Genomic DNA, 17,394 nt, shown 5'->3' on the forward strand with positions numbered 1-17,394 from the left:
CACTTTCGTCGGGATAATAATTGTACGTGCGATTTTTTCAAGTCAATTTGCAATAAATCAATTAGAACCAATTTGATAAAAATTTGGTTGTTTAAAAAAATAGTAGTTAATTTGTGCCTTTAAGTTCAAAAACGTATTGAAATGTTATAAAGAAAGGCAGAGGGATTAGACCCGATGAAGCCTTAGCAACCCTTCGATTTATCGAAGAAGGTGCTGCATTCTACCTTTATTCTATCCCGAAACTTCGGGATATTTCAGAATCTAAAGGAAAGATAACACAAAGAATTCTTCTAGTTCACTTCTAGCTTTCTTTCTAATATTTCCAGACACAAATCAAAAATCATAAAAGATTTGAAATTGGAAAATAAACCAACATCTATTACCGTACAAAATTTCATCACCGAAAGTGGGGCTTTTTATGCTACCATAAACTTAAGTTTTCAAGTTTTTGGACCAGCTTTACATACAGCTCCCATTGTTTTGGTAAATCATGCATTGACCGGAAATTCCCAAGTTGTGGGAGACAAAGGTTGGTGGAATGATTTAATTGGTGAAAACAAAACCATTGATACCAATACATATACAATACTGGCTTTTAATGTTCCGGGAAATGGTTTCGATGAAGCTATCATTGAAAATTATTCAGATTTTAATACCAGAGATATTGCCAGAATTTTTATTGAAGGCATTCGTTTTCTTAAAATTAAACAGCTTTATGCCATTATTGGCGGTTCTGTTGGCGGAGGAATTGCTTGGGAATTGGTTGCATTGGAACCAAAAATCACACAACATTTAATTCCTATTGCAACCGATTGGAAATCGACAGACTGGTTAATTGCCAATTGCTTTTTGCAAGAGCAAATTCTCAAAAATTCTTCAAAACCTATTGAAGATGCTCGAATTCATGCCATGCTTTGCTACAGAACTCCAGAATCTTTTACTGCAAAATTCCAGAGAACCACTAATGAGGAATTAGCGATTTTCAATGTAGAAAGCTGGCTAGGTCATCATGGTAAAAAGCTTCAAAAACGTTTTCAAATTTCGTCTTATAAAATGATGAATCAATTGTTGAAAACGATAGATATTACCAGAAACAGCAATTCATTTGAAGAAATAACGTCAAAAATTGAAGCTGATATTCATATCATCGGAATCAATTCAGACTTGTTTTTTACTGCAAATGAAAATAAAGCAACTTACGAGGAATTAAAAAAATATAAAAATAATGTCACCTATCAGGAAATAGTTTCCATTCACGGACACGACGCTTTTTTGATAGAATACAAACAATTACACAATTTGCTTCAGGATATATTCTAAGCCAAAAAAACACAACACAATGAAAATATTAAAATTTGGAGGTAAATCTTTATCGAATGGCGACGGAATAAATAAAGTAGTTGCAATTATTACCGACAAAGTAAATCAAGGAGAAGAAATTGCAATTGTAGTATCGGCACGTGGAAATGCTACAGATGAATTAGAAGAAATTTTAGGTATTGCTTCTAAAAACGGAGATTACAAACCGCTTTTTGAGAACTTTAAAAAATACCAACAAGATGATTACCAAGAGGTAGATTTATCTGAGGAATTCAATGTTTTGGAAAAATTATTCGAAGGCGTAAGCTTAATTGGCGATTACAGTAATAAAATTAAAGACCAGATTTTATCAAAAGGAGAATTGCTTTCTGCAAAATTACTGACGGCTATTTTGGTTGAAAATGGAATAAATGCTCGTTTTGCCGATACTCGAGAATTGATAAAAACTGATTCTAAATTTGGTGATGCGCAACCTTTGGAGCAAATTTCGAAGAAAAATGTCATCAATTATTTCAAACAATACAACGGAACTACCGTGAACATTGTTACGGGTTTCATCGGTTCTAACAACAATAATGACACAACTACTTTAGGAAGAAACGGTAGTAATTATACCGCTTCTTTGATTGCGAATTATTTAAATGCCGATGAATTACAGAATTATACTCACGTAGACGGAATTTATACCGCAAATCCTGAATTGGTGCTTGATGCTAAGAAAATCGACCATTTGACTTTTAACGAGGCGAATGAGTTGGCTAATTTTGGAGCAACAATTCTTCATGCAAAAACCATTATTCCTTTGTTGGAAAAAAACATTCCGCTTCGTATTTTGAACACATTCAACCACGAAAATAAAGGAACATTAATCACATCCAATTCTAATAAGGAAGGAATTAAAACACTTTCGGTACTTGAAAATGTATCATTAGTTAATCTGGAAGGAAGAGGGTTACTGGGGAAAACTGGCGTTGATGCCCGTATTTTTAGAGTGATGGGCGACAATGATATCAGCGTAAGCATCATTTCTCAAGGTTCTTCAGAAAGAGGAATTGGTTTGGTCGTTGCCGCTGATAAAGCGACTAAAGCAATGATTGAATTAGAAAAAGAATTCGAAAATGATTTCTATTCAAAGGATGTGAATAAAATAACGGTGACCGATAATGTTTCGGTGATTTCTATCATTGGCCAGGATTTAAGCACGTTTCACAAGCCATATACGGCGTTGATAAAAAATAAAATTGTCCCGATTCTTTTCAATAATACCGTTACCGGTAAAAATGTGAGTTTGGTTGTGAAAAAATCACAACTGAACAAAGCCTTAAACGTGATTCACGGAGAGATTTTTGGAGTTTCAAAGAAAATCAATATCGCTATTTTCGGACATGGATTAGTAGGTGGAACTTTGATTAACCAAATATTGGAATCGGCAGCAACCATCGAAAAAAGAAAAGACATTAAGTTGAATGTTTTTGCTATTGCCAATTCAAGTAATGTACTTTTAAATAAAAACGGTGTTACTCCAAACTGGAAAAATGAAATCCAAAATAATGGCTTTTCTTATACTATCGATGATGTAATTGCTTACGCGAATGAGCATCACTTGGAGAATTTGATTGCGATTGATAACACGGCAAGTGCCACATTTGTTGAAAATTACATTCCTTTGGCAGAAAGTAGTTTCGATTTGATATCGTCTAATAAAGTGGCCAATACGTTAAGTTATAGTTTTTATAAAAAACTACGAAAAGTATTAGCAGATAATCAAAAGAGTTATCTTTATGAAACCAATGTTGGAGCGGGGTTACCGTTAATAGATACGATCAAATTATTACACCTTTCAGGAGAAAACATCACTAAAATTAAAGGTGTTTTCTCTGGAACATTGAGTTATTTATTCAATAATTTTTCTGCTAAAGACGCGCCGTTTAGTGAAATATTGAAAGAAGCAATTGATAACGGATATACCGAGCCAGATCCAAGAGAAGATTTATGTGGGAATGATGTAGGTCGAAAATTATTGATTTTGGCAAGAGAATTAGACTTACAAAATGAGTTTGAAGAAATTGATATTCAAAATTTAATTCCAGAGCATTTGAGAGAAGGTGAAGTTTCTGATTTTCTAAATAAACTGACGGAGTTTGATCCAATCTATGCTAAAATAAAAGCGGAACAAAAACCAAATCACGTGTTGCGATACATAGGTGAATTATCAGGCGATTTGCAAAATGATAAAGGAAATCTGGAAGTGAAACTGGTTTCTGTACCATCAGATACGGCTTTAGGCGGATTGAAGGGTTCTGATTCTTTCTTCGAAATTTACACAGAATCGTATGGAGACCGACCTATCGTGATTCAAGGCGCAGGAGCAGGATCAGCAGTAACGGCAAGAGGCGTTTTTGGAGATATTTTGAGATTATCAGATAAAGGGTAAAGATCTAAGATTGCAGACTAACGAATTTTGATTTAACATTGAAAAAATAAAAATCTGTGTTTTTGCGATAGCAAATCTGTTTTATCCGCGTCTGAATAAATATAATTAATTAAAAAAGGGACAGCCTCCAGTCTTGGCTCCCTTTTCGCCGTGGCGAAAGGGTTGGGGAGGGGATTAATATGAAAATAACACTAAACAGAGTAAACGACAATTTTCACTTTGAATTAAAAAACGAACGTGGGCACATAGTAAATGTTGATAGCCGACCAGAATTTGGCGGAGACGATAAAGGTCCAAGTCCAATGGAATTAGTATTGATGGGTGTTGCGGGTTGTAGCGCTATTGATATGATTTCGATTTTAAAAAAACAACGTCAGGAAATCACTTCTTTCAAAGCCGAGGTTGAGGGGGAACGTGTACAAGTAGGAGAAGCGAAACCATTCAAGGATATTACAGTAGTATTCTTTTTGGAAGGTCCTATTAATGAAGAAAAAGCAGCGAGAGCCGCACAACTTTCTTTCGAAAAATACTGTTCGGTTTCTAAAACATTAGAGCCAACAGCAACTATACATTACAAAGTAGTTTTAAATAATAAATCATTATAGTTTAATTAAAGATTGGATTTGAATATCCGAACAACTTTAAGCCTTAAACTTTAAACTAAAAATAAAATGAACGAACAAGAATTTGGTTTTGAAACGCAAGCCATACGCACCCAATTAGAAAGAACCCAATTTCAAGAACACTCGGTTCCTTTATACTTAACATCAAGTTTTGTATTTGAGGATGCCGAAGATATGCGTGCTTCTTTTGCTGAGGAGAAGGATAGAAATATTTATAGCCGTTACAGTAATCCCAATACTAATGAATTTATAGAGAAAATTTGTAAAATGGAAGGTGCTGAATCGGGATTTGCTTTTGCCTCAGGAATGGCGGCTGTATATTCAACCTTGGCGGCTTTGTTGAACTCCGGAGACCATATTGTTTCGGCAAGTAGTGTTTTTGGAGCGACACATTCCTTGTTTATCAATTATTTTCCAAAATGGGGAATTGAAACATCGTATTTTGATATTGATAAGCCAGAGACCATTGAAAGTTTTATAAAACCGAATACAAAGATTCTTTTTGCAGAATCTCCAACCAATCCAGCGGTAGATATTATCGATTTGGAACTGTTAGGTACTATTGCCAAAAAACATAATTTGATTTTGATTATTGACAACTGTTTTGCGACACCTTATTTGCAGCAACCGATAAAATGGGGTGCACATTTAGTGGTACACTCAGCTACAAAATTAATGGACGGTCAAGGTAGAGTTTTGGGCGGAATAACTGTTGGTGATGCTGAATTGATTCAAAAAATCTATTTATTTTCTCGACTTACCGGTCCTTCCTTATCTCCATTTAATGCTTGGGTATTATCAAAAAGTTTAGAAACTTTAGCGATTCGTTTAGATAGACATTGTGAAAATGCCTTGAAAGTGGCTGAGTTTCTGGAAAGCCATCCCCAGGTTAATAAAGTGAAGTATCCTTTCTTGAAATCGCATCCGCAATACGAAATTGCTCAAAAGCAAATGAAATTAGGAGGCAACATCGTTGCATTTGAAATCAAAGGAGGAATAGAAGCTGGAAGAGCCTTTTTAGATAAAATAAAATTGTGTTCGCTTTCGCCAAATTTGGGAGATACCAGAACAATTGTTACGCATCCAGCATCTACAACTCACAGTAAATTAACAGTTGAAGAAAGATTAGCGGTAAGTATTACGGATGGTTTAGTACGCGTTTCAGTAGGATTAGAAACCGTGAAAGATGTAATTGCTGATTTGGAGCAGGCTCTTTCGTAAGGATTTTTGATTGCAGATTAACGATTTTTGATTGCAGATTAACTACAAATTAAAAATCGTTAATCTCCATTCACTATTCTTAAATCAAAAAGTATATTTTTGTTGTTACAATATAAAAAGAATGTTGATTTCAGATAGCTTTGAAATCTGCAATCAAAAATCGTTAATCTTCAATTTTATATCTTTTAAATGCTTTCAAAAAAAACAAAATACGGAATAAAAGCATTGACTTTTTTGGCACGCCAGAAAGATCAAACGCCGATACAAATTGCTGAAATAGCAAAGAGTGAACATATTTCGATTAAGTTTTTGGAAAGTATTTTACTACTGTTACGCCATTCTGGTTTTTTAGGTGCCAAAAAAGGAAAGGGAGGAGGCTATTATTTGATAAAAGATCCTAAGGAAATAAATATGGCCCATGTCTATAGAATTCTCGAAGGGCCAATTGCGTTACTTCCTTGTGCCAGCCACAATTTTTATGAGCCCTGTGACGACTGTACGGATGAAGCTACTTGCGCGGTTCGTAAACTAATGACAGAAGTTCGTGACAATACGCTTATGATATTGGAAAACAATACGCTGGCAGATATCGCTTTTTAGACAATAAATTACAAAAAAAATTTTGTAGTTAAGTTAAAAGTTTTACTTTTGCATAGTAATCTACTATTCCGATAGGGTAATGGATTTAAATAATAAAAAACAGTTGAATTTTAAAAGCATGAGCAAAGAATTGAAAGAGGTTAATATCAACGTAAAATCGGGAACTACTTTCGCAGAGCGGTTATGGGTTGTAATTCCTGTTGTTTTGTTGGTAGGGTTGTTTTCGACATTAGTGTACAATCATTATGCTGAGTTTTCATGGAATGGTTTTTTGGCTGGTTTTAATCAGGAATTCCTAATCTTTTTCTGTATCGGGATATTTGCGCAATTAGTGGATGGAACTTTAGGAATGGGTTATGGAGCAACTTCGACCTCTTTTTTATTGGCGTATGGAATTCCGCCAGCAATCAGCAGTACAGGAGTTCACGTTGCTGAAATGTTTACGACAGGAGCTTCTGCTATTTCTCATCATCGCTTTGGGAATATCAATAAAAAATTAGTGAGACATTTGTTAATTCCGGGTGTTTTGGGTTCTATTGCCGGTGCTTATTTATTGTCGGATGTGATTGACGGAGATGCGATTAAGCCATTTATAGCCGTGTATATGATTGCGCTGGCCATTATAATTATTAGAAAAGCATTGAAAAAGAATATCATTAAAAAGAAAACTAAAAAATTAGGTATTTTGGCTTCTTTTGGAGGTTTTATGGATGCTGTTGGTGGTGGTGGATGGGGGCCAATCGTGACTTCAACCTTACTTGGAAACGGCAGAAATCCTAGATACACTATCGGTTCTGTGAATGCAGCCGAGTTTGCAGTAGCTTTTGCCAGTGGTGTAACATTTATGCTTTTTGGAGGAATACAAGGATGGCAAGTGATTATAGGGTTGATTTTAGGTGGTGTGATTGCCGCTCCAATTGCCGCTATTTTAGTCAATAAAATAAAGAGAAAACCTATGATGATTTTGGTAGGGATTTTAATTATTATTTTGAGTTTAAAAACACTGTCTAAATTATTATAAAGAGAAACGAAATTATGAGCATAGCAATAACCAATACTTTATTAGATAAAACAAAGGATTTTTCAATTGAAGAAACACTTTCGTTTTTAGCTAATGAATACAAAGATAAAGTGGTTTTCTCTACTTCTTTTGGGCAGGAAGATCAAGTAATAACAGCTTTAATTGGTCAAAATAATTTGCCAATTAACATTTTTACGTTGGATACTGGTAGATTATTTCAAGAAACGTATGATGTTTTCCATAAAACATTAAAAAAGTATAAAATCGATATTAAAACGTATTTCCCCGAAGCTTCTGAAGTAGAAAATTTGTTAAATCAAAAAGGCCCAAACAGCTTTTACGAATCAGTGGAGAATAGAAAAGAATGTTGTTATATTCGAAAAGTGGCGCCTTTGACTAAAGCATTAAAAGAGAATGAAATCTGGATTACCGGTTTGCGTGCGGAACAATCAGAAAATAGAAATGATTTGGCAGCCTTTGAATACGATGCCCATTTTAATATTATCAAATTCAATCCATTATTGAAATGGACTTTAGAAGAGGTTCAAAAATATATAGACGATAATAATGTGCCACAAAACACCTTGCATAAAAAAGGTTTTGTAAGCATTGGTTGTGCACCTTGTACCAGAGCAATTGCACCTGGAGAAGATATCAGAGCAGGAAGATGGTCTTGGGAATCGAGTCATAAAGAATGTGGTTTACACCAAAAATAAAAAGTTTAATCGTTTATCTGTTTGGTCGTTTAACCGAATAAACAAATAAACAAATTACCAAATAATAATGAGTACCATATTAAAAACAAACGCTTTAGAAAGCGAAGCGATATACATATTTAGAGAAGTAATTTCTCAATTTGACAAGCCGGTTTTACTTTTCTCTGGAGGAAAAGATTCGATTACATTGGTGCGTTTAGCACAAAAAGCATTTTTTCCTGCAAAAATTCCTTTTCCATTGTTGCACGTAGATACTGGACACAATTTTCCGGAAACAATTGAATTTAGAGACAAATTAGTTGCTGAATTAGGATTGGAATTAATCGTTCGTAATGTTCAGGATGCTATTGACGAAGGTAAAGTGGTGGAAGAATCTGGAAAATATTCCAGCAGAAACAGTTTGCAAACGACTACACTTTTGGATGCAATCGAAGAATTTAAATTTGATGCTTGTATTGGTGGTGCGCGACGTGATGAAGAAAAAGCAAGAGCTAAAGAACGTATTTTTTCTGTTCGTGATGATTTTGGTCAATGGGATGAGAAAAACCAACGTCCGGAATTATTTGATATTCTGAACGGAAAAATTGAAAATGGTCAAAACGTTCGTGTTTTCCCAATTTCTAACTGGACTGAACTAGATGTGTGGAGTTATATTGAGCAAGAGCAAATTGAAATCCCATCGATTTACTTTTCACACAAACGTAAAGTATTCTTGAGAGACGGTATGATTTGGTCACATTCTCCATTTGTATACCAAGAAGAAGATGAAGAAATCGAAGAAAGAATTGTTCGTTTTAGAACCGTTGGAGATATGAGTTGTACGGCAGCTGTTGATTCTTACGCAGCAACAATTCAAGAAGTAGTAGGCGAAATCAGATCTTCGACTATTTCAGAAAGAGGAGCGAGAATAGATGACAAACGTTCTGAAGCTGCAATGGAGAAAAGAAAACAACAAGGATACTTTTAGAATCCCCACCCCGACCCTCCCCGAAGGAAGGGAGCCGAAACTGGATTAGTGTTGGTTTTGAGTTTTGGGAAAAGAATGTAGAAAATAAAAGTAAAATAGTAATTATAAAAACATACCAGACTCGTCTCCCTTCCCTTCGGGGAGGGTCGGGGAGGGGAAAATATAAAGGTAATATGGAAGTTTTAAAAATAGCAACAGCAGGAAGTGTAGATGACGGAAAGAGTACCTTAATCGGGAGATTATTATACGATACAAAATCATTGACTACAGATAAGATTGAAGCAATAGAAAAAAGCAGCAAGCAAAAAGGATATGATTATCTTGATTTTTCTTTGGCTACCGATGGTTTGGTTGCTGAGAGAGAACAAGGAATCACGATTGATGTAGCGCATATTTATTTTTCAACAGCAAAGAAAAGTTACATTATTGCCGATACTCCGGGTCACGTAGAATATACACGAAACATGGTTACGGGAGCTTCGACTTCGCAGGTTTCGATCATTTTGATTGATGCTCGTAAAGGAGTTATTGAGCAAACGTACAGACACTTTTTCATCAATAATTTATTGAGAGTAAAAGAAGTGATTGTTGCGGTAAACAAAATGGATTTGGTTGATTATTCGGAAGAAGTGTACAACAAAATAAAAGCTGATTTTCAGGCGTTGAACAGCAAAAGTTCATTCAAAGAGCAAAACGTAAGTTACATTCCGTTGAGTGCTATTAACGGAGGAAACGTTGCAGACAAATCAGAAAACATGCCTTGGTACACTGGACAAACGGTTTTGGAACATTTAGAAGCTTTAGAGCCAGAAGATGTTTTTGAAACAGGAAAAGCACGTTTCCCGGTTCAAACGGTTATTAGACCAAAAACAGAAGAGTATCATGACTTCAGAGGATATGCCGGAAAATTATATGGTAATAATATTAAAGTGGGCGATGCGGTAACCGTTCTTCCTTCGTTAACAGAATCTAAAGTGACTAATATTCACTTTTTTGACAAACAATTTGATGAAGCGACAGCAGGTTCCTCGATTACTTTGGAACTAGAAAATGATATCAATGTAACAAGAGGTGACATGATTGTAAAATCGAATGAGTTGCCTAAAATAGAAAAAGATATCAATACAACGATTTGTTGGATGGATAGCAAAAAGTTAGTTCCAGGTACAAAATATTTGGTACAACATAATACGAACAGAGTTTTGGCGAAAATTGAAAGCGTAAAAAACGTAATCGCAACCGATTATTCGGGAGTTACACCAGCAACTCAATTGAGCATTAATGAAATTGGTGAAGTAAATATTAAATTGAGTAAAGCCTTGTATTTTGATGCCTACAACGACAACAAATCAAACGGCGCTTTTATTTTAATAGATGTTGCTACTAATACCACAGCGGGAGTTGGATTTATTCGTTAGTTTTTGGCTTAAGCCAAAAATAAAATCCAAACATAATTAATATCCAATAGCCTAAAGTCAAGAAAAGATGGAAAGTTTTAGAACCGAAATAGAAGATCCGATTGTCCAAAAAGACATTATCGATTTAGAAAGAAAAATTGCTTTATTCCGTGACGGGAAAATTGATGATGAGCGTTTCCGTAGCCTTCGTTTGGCGAGAGGAGTGTACGGTCAACGTCAGGAAGGCGTACAAATGATTCGTATCAAATTGCCTTTTGGTAAAGTGACCAGCGAACAATTGTTGCGAATTACTAAAGTTTCTGATGAATATTCAACCGGGCGTTTGCACATTACTACGCGTCAGGATATCCAGATTCACTATGTAAGTTTGGATAGAACACCACAACTTTGGGCTGAACTGGAGAAAGATGATGTTACACTTCGTGAAGCTTGTGGAAACACCGTGAGAAATATTACGGCTAGTGAAACGGCAGGTATCGATGGGGAAGAGCCTTTTGATGTGTCGCCTTATGCGCATGCGTTGTTTCAGTTTTTCTTGAGAAACCCGGTTTGTCAAGAGATGGGACGTAAATTCAAAATGTCATTTTCGTCTTCAGATAAAGATACAGGATTGAGTTATTTGCATGATTTAGGATTTATTCCAAAAATTGTAAATGGCGAAAGAGGTTTTAAAGTAATGTTAGGTGGAGGATTAGGTTCTCAACCAAGTCATGCTGAATTATTATCGGAGTTTATTCCGGTAAACCAAATTATCCCAACAACTGAAGGTGTTTTAAGAATTTTTGATCGCTATGGCGAAAGAGCAAAACGTTTAAAAGCACGTATGAAATTCCTAATCAAAGATTTGGGAAGAGACGAGTTTTTACGATTGGTGGAGGAAGAGAAAAAAGCGTTGTCTCACCAAACAGTTGAAATCGATACGACAGCTTTTGATGGTGAAATTCCAGCTCCTTTATTGGAAGTTCCAAAAGTAGTAATCGAAGATGCAGCTGCTTTCGAAGCTTGGAAAAAATCAAATGTAATCGCGCAAAAACAAGCGGGTTATGTAGCGATTGGAATTAAAGTTTTATTAGGTGATTTTTATACTGATAAAGCTAGAGCATTGGCAGAATTAATCAAAAATTATGCGGCTAATGAATTGCGTTTTTCTTTGAGACAGGATATTTTAATTCGTCACGTAAAAGAAGAAAACCTACCATTTTTCTACCAAGAATTAGCCAAATTAGATTTTGTGGCTTTGGGTTACAATACCATTTCAGATATTACAGCTTGTCCGGGAACAGATACGTGTAATTTAGGAATTGCAAGCAGTACCGGAATCGCAGTAGAACTAGAAAGAGTTTTAGAAACAGAATATCCACAATACAGCAACAATAAGGAAATCACGATTAAAATCAGTGGTTGTATGAATGCGTGTGGACAACACAATATGGCCGAAATTGGTTTTCAGGGAATGTCTATCAATTCAGGAAAATTAGTAGCGCCAGCGTTACAAGTTTTATTAGGTGGAGGAAATTTAGGAAACGGAAACGGAAGATTTTCTGATAAAGTAATCAAAATTCCAAGCCGAAGAGGACCTGATGCATTGCGTTTCATCTTAAATGATTTTGAAACAAACGGAAACGGACAATCATTTTTGAATTATTATGATGCCAAAGGGGAAAAATATTTCTACGAATTTTTGAAACCATTAGCCGATTTGACTAATCTTACCGAAGCTGATTTTGTAGATTGGGGTAATGCTGATAATTACGTGAAAGCAGTTGGAGTAGGAGAATGTGCAGGTGTAGTAATTGATTTAGTAGCTACTTTAATATTAGAAGCTAAAGATAAAATGACTTTTGCGCAAGAAGCTTTTGATGAAGGAAAATGGGCTGATGCGATTTATTTAGCGTATGCCGGATTTGTAAATGGAGCTAAAGCATTATTACTTGCTGAAAACCAAAAAACAAATCACCATGCAGGAATTATCGATTTGTTTGACACGGTTTTCATCGAAAGCAATAAAATTGAGTTGAATTCAACGTTCAAAGATTTAGTATACCAAATCAGAGCGAATGAGCCTTCTGCGGAATTTGCACAAAAATACATTCAAGAAGGAGTTGCCTTTTTTGAAAACATAGAAAAATACAGAGCAAAAGATTTAGCTAATGCATAATACAATACAACCAAAAGTAACTTTAGTAGGCGCTGGTCCTGGCGATCCGGATTTGCTTACTCTGAAAGGAGTAAAAGCACTTGCTGAAGCGAATGTGGTTTTGTATGATGCGCTGGCCAATGATGAAATAATGATTCATGCGCCAAAAAGTGCCATAAAAATATTTGTGGGTAAACGAAAAGGTTGCCATGAATATACGCAAGACCAAATCAATCAGTTGATTGTTGATAATGCGCTTACGTACGGAAATGTCGTTCGATTAAAAGGTGGAGATCCATTTATTTTTGGACGTGGAAGCGAAGAAATAGAATTCGCAGAAAGTTTTGGAATCCCTACATTTGTAGTACCCGGAATTTCATCTTCGATTGCAGTTCCCGCTTACCAAGGAATTTCTTTGACAAAAAGAGGTGTTTCAGAAAGTTTTTGGGTAATTACAGGTACGACTTTCGACAGGAATTTGTCAAATGATGTAGCGTTAGCTGCGCAATCATCGGCAACTGTTGTGATTTTAATGGGAATGAGCAAATTATCACAAATTGTTTCTTTGTTCCAAAAAGAATCCAAAGGAGAAACTCCCGTTGCAATTATTCAAAACGGAACTACTCCACAAGAAAAAATTGGAGTTGGAACGATTGACACAATTCAAGTAGTTGTAGCTGCGAATAAATTAAGCTCGCCAGCAATAATTGTTATTGGCGAAGTGGTTAAAGAAAGTAATAAGTTGAAAGGATTTTACGAAGAATTTCTATCAAACGAAATACGATTATAATGGAAAGAAATGAATTATATCCTGTTTTTTTAAAACTACAAAACCTGAATGTGTTGATTGTAGGTGGAGGAAACGTGGGTTTAGAAAAATTATCTTTCATGTTGAAATCAAGTCCGAATGCGAATGTTGAGGTAGTTGCACCAAGGTTTTTGCCGGAATTGGAAGAATTGGTCGAAAGACATCCTTCGGTGAAATTGACTAAAGCCAAGTTCAAGAAAAAAATGTTGAAAAAACGACACATGGTAATTGCCTGTACCGATGATTTAAAAGTCAATAAACGAGTATTTGATTTGTCTCGAAAAAGATATTTGATTTGCAATATTGCTGATACACCAGATTTGTGTGATTATTATTTGGGCGGAATTGTAACCAAAGGAAATGTCAAAATTGCTATTTCAACTAATGGAAAATCACCGACAACAGCCAAAAGATTACGGGAATTTTTCGAAGAAATAATTCCGGATGATATCAATAAAATGGTTGAAAATCTAAATGAATATCGCAAGACACTAAAAGGAAATTTCGAAGAAAAAGTACAAAAAATGAACGAAATCACCGAAGCATTAAAAAATAAAGAATAAATCAGAGCAAAATAGCGAATGATATTTATCATTGAAAGCAGTAAAAATCAATCGTTAATTTGCAATTAAATAGTTTAGCATAATTACATTACATAAAGAATAAAAAAATGATTAAAACAGACATACTTATAATAGGAGCCGGACCAACAGGTTTATTCGCAGTTTTTGAAGCAGGATTGTTAAAACTGAAATGTCATATTTTAGATGCTTTGCCACAAGCAGGCGGACAATTATCTGAATTATATCCAAAAAAACCTATTTATGATATTCCAGGTTTTCCGGAAGTATTAGCCGGAGATTTAGTAGATAATTTAATGGAACAAATCAAGCAATTCGAACCAGGATTCACACTGGGAGAACGTGCAGAAACCATTGAAAAACAAGAAGACGGAAGTTTTATTGTGACTTCAAATAAAGGAAAAAAATTCCATGCTCCTGTGGTAGCAATTGCAGGTGGTTTAGGAAGTTTTGAACCAAGAAAACCATTGATTGAAGACATCGAGTTTTACGAGGATAAAGGAATTAAATACTTTATTAAAAACCCGGAAAAATTCAGAGACAAAAGAGTCGTGATTGCCGGAGGAGGAGATTCTGCTTTGGACTGGAGTATTTTCTTGTCGAATGTTGCTTCTGAGGTAACTTTGATTCACCGTAGAAACGAATTCAGAGGGGCTTTAGATTCTGTAGAAAAAGTACAGGAATTGAAGAACTCAGGAAAAATAAAAATGATTACGCCGGCAGAAGTAGTTGGCTTGAATGGAGCTGAACATTTAGAGTCAATTGATATTGAGGAAAATGGTGCACATAGAACCATTGCGACGGATTATTTTATTCCACTTTTTGGATTAACACCAAAATTAGGTCCTATCGGAGACTGGGGATTAGACATTGAAAAAAATGCCATCAAAGTAAATAATGCTTTAGATTACCAAACGAACATTCCAGGTATTTTTGCCATTGGTGACGTAAATACTTATCCGGGAAAACTGAAATTGATTCTTTGTGGTTTCCACGAAGCCACATTAATGTGTCAGGCAGCCTATCAAATCATCAATCCAGGTAAGAAATATGTATTGAAATACACTACAGTTTCTGGTGTTGACGGATTTGACGGAACCCGTAAAGAAGCTCCAAAAGCCGTGGTGAAAGCCATAGTTTAACAACATAATACAAACTAGTTAAAAAATATAGCGCTAATACTTGCAAGTATTAGCGCTATGTCTTTACTTTGCACTGTTCATATATTTATTGAAAGTTATCACGAAAGGCGGAGGGAAAGACCCAATGAAACCTTAGCAACCCTTTATCTTTAAAGAAGGTGCTACATTCTACTTTATACAGAACCAGTTTCAGTATTTAAGATAGATAACACATGAATACTCACTTAGTATTTCTCAAACCCTTTCTTGACAACATATCGATATTTAGCTTACTGAATTTATTTCAGTATCAGGAGCGAACAATTGGCGTTTTTTTGTCAATACCGTTCCCGCTTTTCGTTGCAATCTTTCTCATCCTTAAACAAGTTTAGGACGAGAAAGGATTTTCACTGCAAACGTAGTTCATCGAACTCCTATGAAAATAGTAATTAAGTGAGGTAATCGGGGCTAAAGAGCTAATATATTGAACTTTTGGAATTAATAATAAGCGCTTAATACTATAATGTTTTGCGAGAATAAAACAAAAGATGTCAACAATTCAAGAAGCTATTAAAAAAAACATACTCATACTCGATGGAGCTATGGGAACCATGTTGCAACGCTACAATTTTTCCGAAGAAGATTTTCGAGGAGAACGTTTCAAAGATTTTCCACATTCCTTAAAAGGGAACAACGATTTATTGTCATTAACGCAACCACAAGCGATTCGTGCCGTTCACGCAGCTTATTTTGAAGCAGGAGCGGATATTGTTGAAACCAATACTTTTTCTGGAACTACTATCGGAATGGCCGATTATCATCTGGAAGATTTGGTATACGAACTCAACTATGAATCAGCAAGAATTGCCCGTGAAGTAGCCGATGAATTCACAGCCAAAAATCCGGATAAACCTCGTTTTGTAGCAGGTTCAATAGGACCAACAAACAGAACGGCCAGCATGTCACCAGATGTAAATGATCCGGGATACAGAGCGGTAACTTTTGATGATTTACGTATTGCATACAAACAACAAGTAGAAGCGTTGATTGACGGAGGAAGTGATTTGCTTTTGGTAGAAACTATTTTCGACACTTTAAATGCAAAAGCGGCCCTTTTCGCTATTGAAGAAGTCAAAGACGAACGCAATATCGATATTCCAATAATGGTTTCCGGAACGATTACGGATGCATCAGGAAGAACACTTTCGGGTCAAACCGTAGAAGCTTTTTTGGTTTCGGTTTCGCATATACCATTATTGAGCGTAGGTTTCAATTGTGCTTTGGGAGCTGATTTGCTGAAACCATATCTACAGACTTTGGCACATAATACGTCATTCAATGTTTCGGCGCATCCTAATGCAGGATTACCAAATGCATTTGGTGAGTACGATGAAACACCAGAACAGATGCAAGCTTTCATCAAAGAATATTTAGACGACAATTTAGTAAATATCATAGGTGGTTGTTGCGGAACAACGCCAGAGCACATCAAGTTGATTGCTGATATCGCAAAGGAGTATAAACCTAGAGTATCAACAGCGACAATGTAACGTAGAGACGCGATGTATCGCGTCTGAGAAAAAGAAACTACAATGACACTTAATTTGTAACGTCAGCACACAAAGAAGAATAATAAAATATAAAATTCACCAATAGAAAAGTCTATTTTTTAAAGAATAAAAAATAGTTATTGTTTTTTTGATAAGAAATGTAAATTGCAATGCTTATGGATTGTTATATTTAATGATAGTTGGACGAAAGTTGCATAATAAAAGGTAATACCGATGAGCCTTTAATAGTAGAAATAGACAAGAGGATTTTTCTTGTAGACATATTACAAAACTAAAAATAAATACAATGGAAGATAGATATGAACTAGGAAGTGATTATTGGGATAATCTAGATTGTGGTTATGAAAAGAGTGAGCCTAGTAATAAGAGTAATGAAGAATTAGAAGATGAATACCAATCTATATATCATGAGAAGCAGATAATAGGGTTTAGAACAGAAATCCGTGAATTTACTGAAAGGATAGATTATTATGGGAAAATAGTGTCGTATTATAAAAGAAAATTGATTATCGATACTAAGATCTATACTTCGATGGTTGAACAGGTGAGGAATGATACTAAAGAATTGGAATCATATAAAGCCAAGATTCAAGTAGGTGGTTCTGATCAATCTTCCGCTTATTTATATAAGAGATATGGGGATGAAATACTAAAAAGATATTCAGATAGTATTGAATCATACACTAAACAAGCTGAGCTGTTTATATCCTTGACAGGTGAAAGTGAGAGAAAAATCGATTATTTTGGAAAAAAGTTAGCTGAATATAAGAAAGAATTGAAAATTAGTAGAGATTATCTAAAGAATTATAATTATGAAAATGATCTTAATTAGATATACTACAAAAATATAGCTTCC

At 35.2% G+C, this 17,394-nt stretch carries 15 protein-coding genes and 2 riboswitches; all 15 genes read left to right on the forward strand.

The genetic code is table 11. The features are described 5' to 3' along the window. Nucleotides 1-141 precede the first annotated feature (141 nt). Nucleotides 142-279, forward strand: a riboswitch (SAM riboswitch). 78 nt (nt 280-357) lie between these two features. The 15 genes from ACNQF6_RS09755 to ACNQF6_RS09825 all read left to right on the forward strand — a co-directional run bounded on the left by ACNQF6_RS09755 (nt 358) and on the right by ACNQF6_RS09825 (nt 17,370). Then, nucleotides 358-1,320, forward strand: a complete 963-nt coding sequence (locus ACNQF6_RS09755; protein WP_417965411.1) for an alpha/beta fold hydrolase — start codon at nt 358-360, stop codon at nt 1,318-1,320. 19 nt (nt 1,321-1,339) lie between these two features. Further along, the gene (gene thrA / locus ACNQF6_RS09760; protein WP_417965413.1) at nt 1,340-3,754 is read left to right on the forward strand and encodes a bifunctional aspartate kinase/homoserine dehydrogenase I; all 2,415 of its coding nucleotides are present in this window, start codon (nt 1,340-1,342) and stop codon (nt 3,752-3,754) included. Nucleotides 3,755-3,933: 179 nt separating this feature from the next. Continuing rightward, nucleotides 3,934-4,359: an OsmC family protein gene (locus ACNQF6_RS09765; protein ID WP_417951226.1), complete on the forward strand. Its 426-nt coding sequence runs from the start codon at nt 3,934-3,936 to the stop codon at nt 4,357-4,359. Between the two features lie 66 nt (nt 4,360-4,425). After that, nucleotides 4,426-5,598 carry a trans-sulfuration enzyme family protein gene (locus ACNQF6_RS09770; RefSeq protein ID WP_417965415.1) on the forward strand — a complete coding sequence of 391 codons (1,173 nt, stop codon included), beginning with the start codon at nt 4,426-4,428 and terminating at the stop codon, nt 5,596-5,598. Nucleotides 5,599-5,787: 189 nt separating this feature from the next. Continuing rightward, the gene (locus ACNQF6_RS09775; RefSeq protein ID WP_099713589.1) at nt 5,788-6,198 is read left to right on the forward strand and encodes an RrF2 family transcriptional regulator; all 411 of its coding nucleotides are present in this window, start codon (nt 5,788-5,790) and stop codon (nt 6,196-6,198) included. A gap of 118 nt (nt 6,199-6,316) precedes the next feature. After that, nucleotides 6,317-7,219 (forward strand): sulfite exporter TauE/SafE family protein, encoded by a 903-nt coding sequence (locus ACNQF6_RS09780; RefSeq protein WP_417965418.1) that lies wholly within the window; start codon nt 6,317-6,319, stop codon nt 7,217-7,219. Between the two features lie 14 nt (nt 7,220-7,233). Beyond that, the gene (locus ACNQF6_RS09785) at nt 7,234-7,935 is read left to right on the forward strand and encodes a phosphoadenylyl-sulfate reductase (protein WP_417965420.1); all 702 of its coding nucleotides are present in this window, start codon (nt 7,234-7,236) and stop codon (nt 7,933-7,935) included. Nucleotides 7,936-8,002: 67 nt separating this feature from the next. Continuing rightward, nucleotides 8,003-8,902, forward strand: a complete 900-nt coding sequence (gene cysD / locus ACNQF6_RS09790) for a sulfate adenylyltransferase subunit CysD (protein WP_099713587.1) — start codon at nt 8,003-8,005, stop codon at nt 8,900-8,902. Between the two features lie 173 nt (nt 8,903-9,075). Next, the gene (locus ACNQF6_RS09795; protein WP_315208771.1) at nt 9,076-10,320 is read left to right on the forward strand and encodes a sulfate adenylyltransferase subunit 1; all 1,245 of its coding nucleotides are present in this window, start codon (nt 9,076-9,078) and stop codon (nt 10,318-10,320) included. Nucleotides 10,321-10,387: 67 nt separating this feature from the next. Continuing rightward, nucleotides 10,388-12,478: a nitrite reductase gene (locus ACNQF6_RS09800; RefSeq protein ID WP_417965422.1), complete on the forward strand. Its 2,091-nt coding sequence runs from the start codon at nt 10,388-10,390 to the stop codon at nt 12,476-12,478. Further along, complete coding sequence (cobA, locus tag ACNQF6_RS09805) at nt 12,471-13,247, forward strand: uroporphyrinogen-III C-methyltransferase (RefSeq protein ID WP_417965424.1); 777 nt, start codon at nt 12,471-12,473, stop codon at nt 13,245-13,247. Before ACNQF6_RS09800 ends, cobA begins: the two co-directional genes overlap by 8 nt. Further along, nucleotides 13,247-13,828 carry a precorrin-2 dehydrogenase/sirohydrochlorin ferrochelatase family protein gene (locus tag ACNQF6_RS09810; RefSeq protein WP_099713583.1) on the forward strand — a complete coding sequence of 194 codons (582 nt, stop codon included), beginning with the start codon at nt 13,247-13,249 and terminating at the stop codon, nt 13,826-13,828. Before cobA ends, ACNQF6_RS09810 begins: the two co-directional genes overlap by 1 nt. A 107-nt stretch (nt 13,829-13,935) precedes the next feature. Continuing rightward, entirely contained in the window at nt 13,936-14,988 is a 1,053-nt protein-coding gene (locus tag ACNQF6_RS09815; RefSeq protein WP_099713582.1) for an NAD(P)/FAD-dependent oxidoreductase, read from the forward strand. A 92-nt stretch (nt 14,989-15,080) separates the two neighbouring features. After that, nucleotides 15,081-15,200: riboswitch (SAM riboswitch) on the forward strand. A gap of 315 nt (nt 15,201-15,515) precedes the next feature. Then, nucleotides 15,516-16,517, forward strand: a complete 1,002-nt coding sequence (locus ACNQF6_RS09820; RefSeq protein ID WP_282713105.1) for a homocysteine S-methyltransferase family protein — start codon at nt 15,516-15,518, stop codon at nt 16,515-16,517. A gap of 307 nt (nt 16,518-16,824) precedes the next feature. After that, nucleotides 16,825-17,370, forward strand: a complete 546-nt coding sequence (locus ACNQF6_RS09825) for a hypothetical protein (protein ID WP_417965427.1) — start codon at nt 16,825-16,827, stop codon at nt 17,368-17,370. Nucleotides 17,371-17,394 lie beyond the last annotated feature (24 nt).

Source organism: Flavobacterium pasteuri, from assembly GCF_048286615.1.
In the GTDB taxonomy this organism is placed as follows: Bacteria; Bacteroidota; Bacteroidia; order Flavobacteriales; family Flavobacteriaceae; genus Flavobacterium.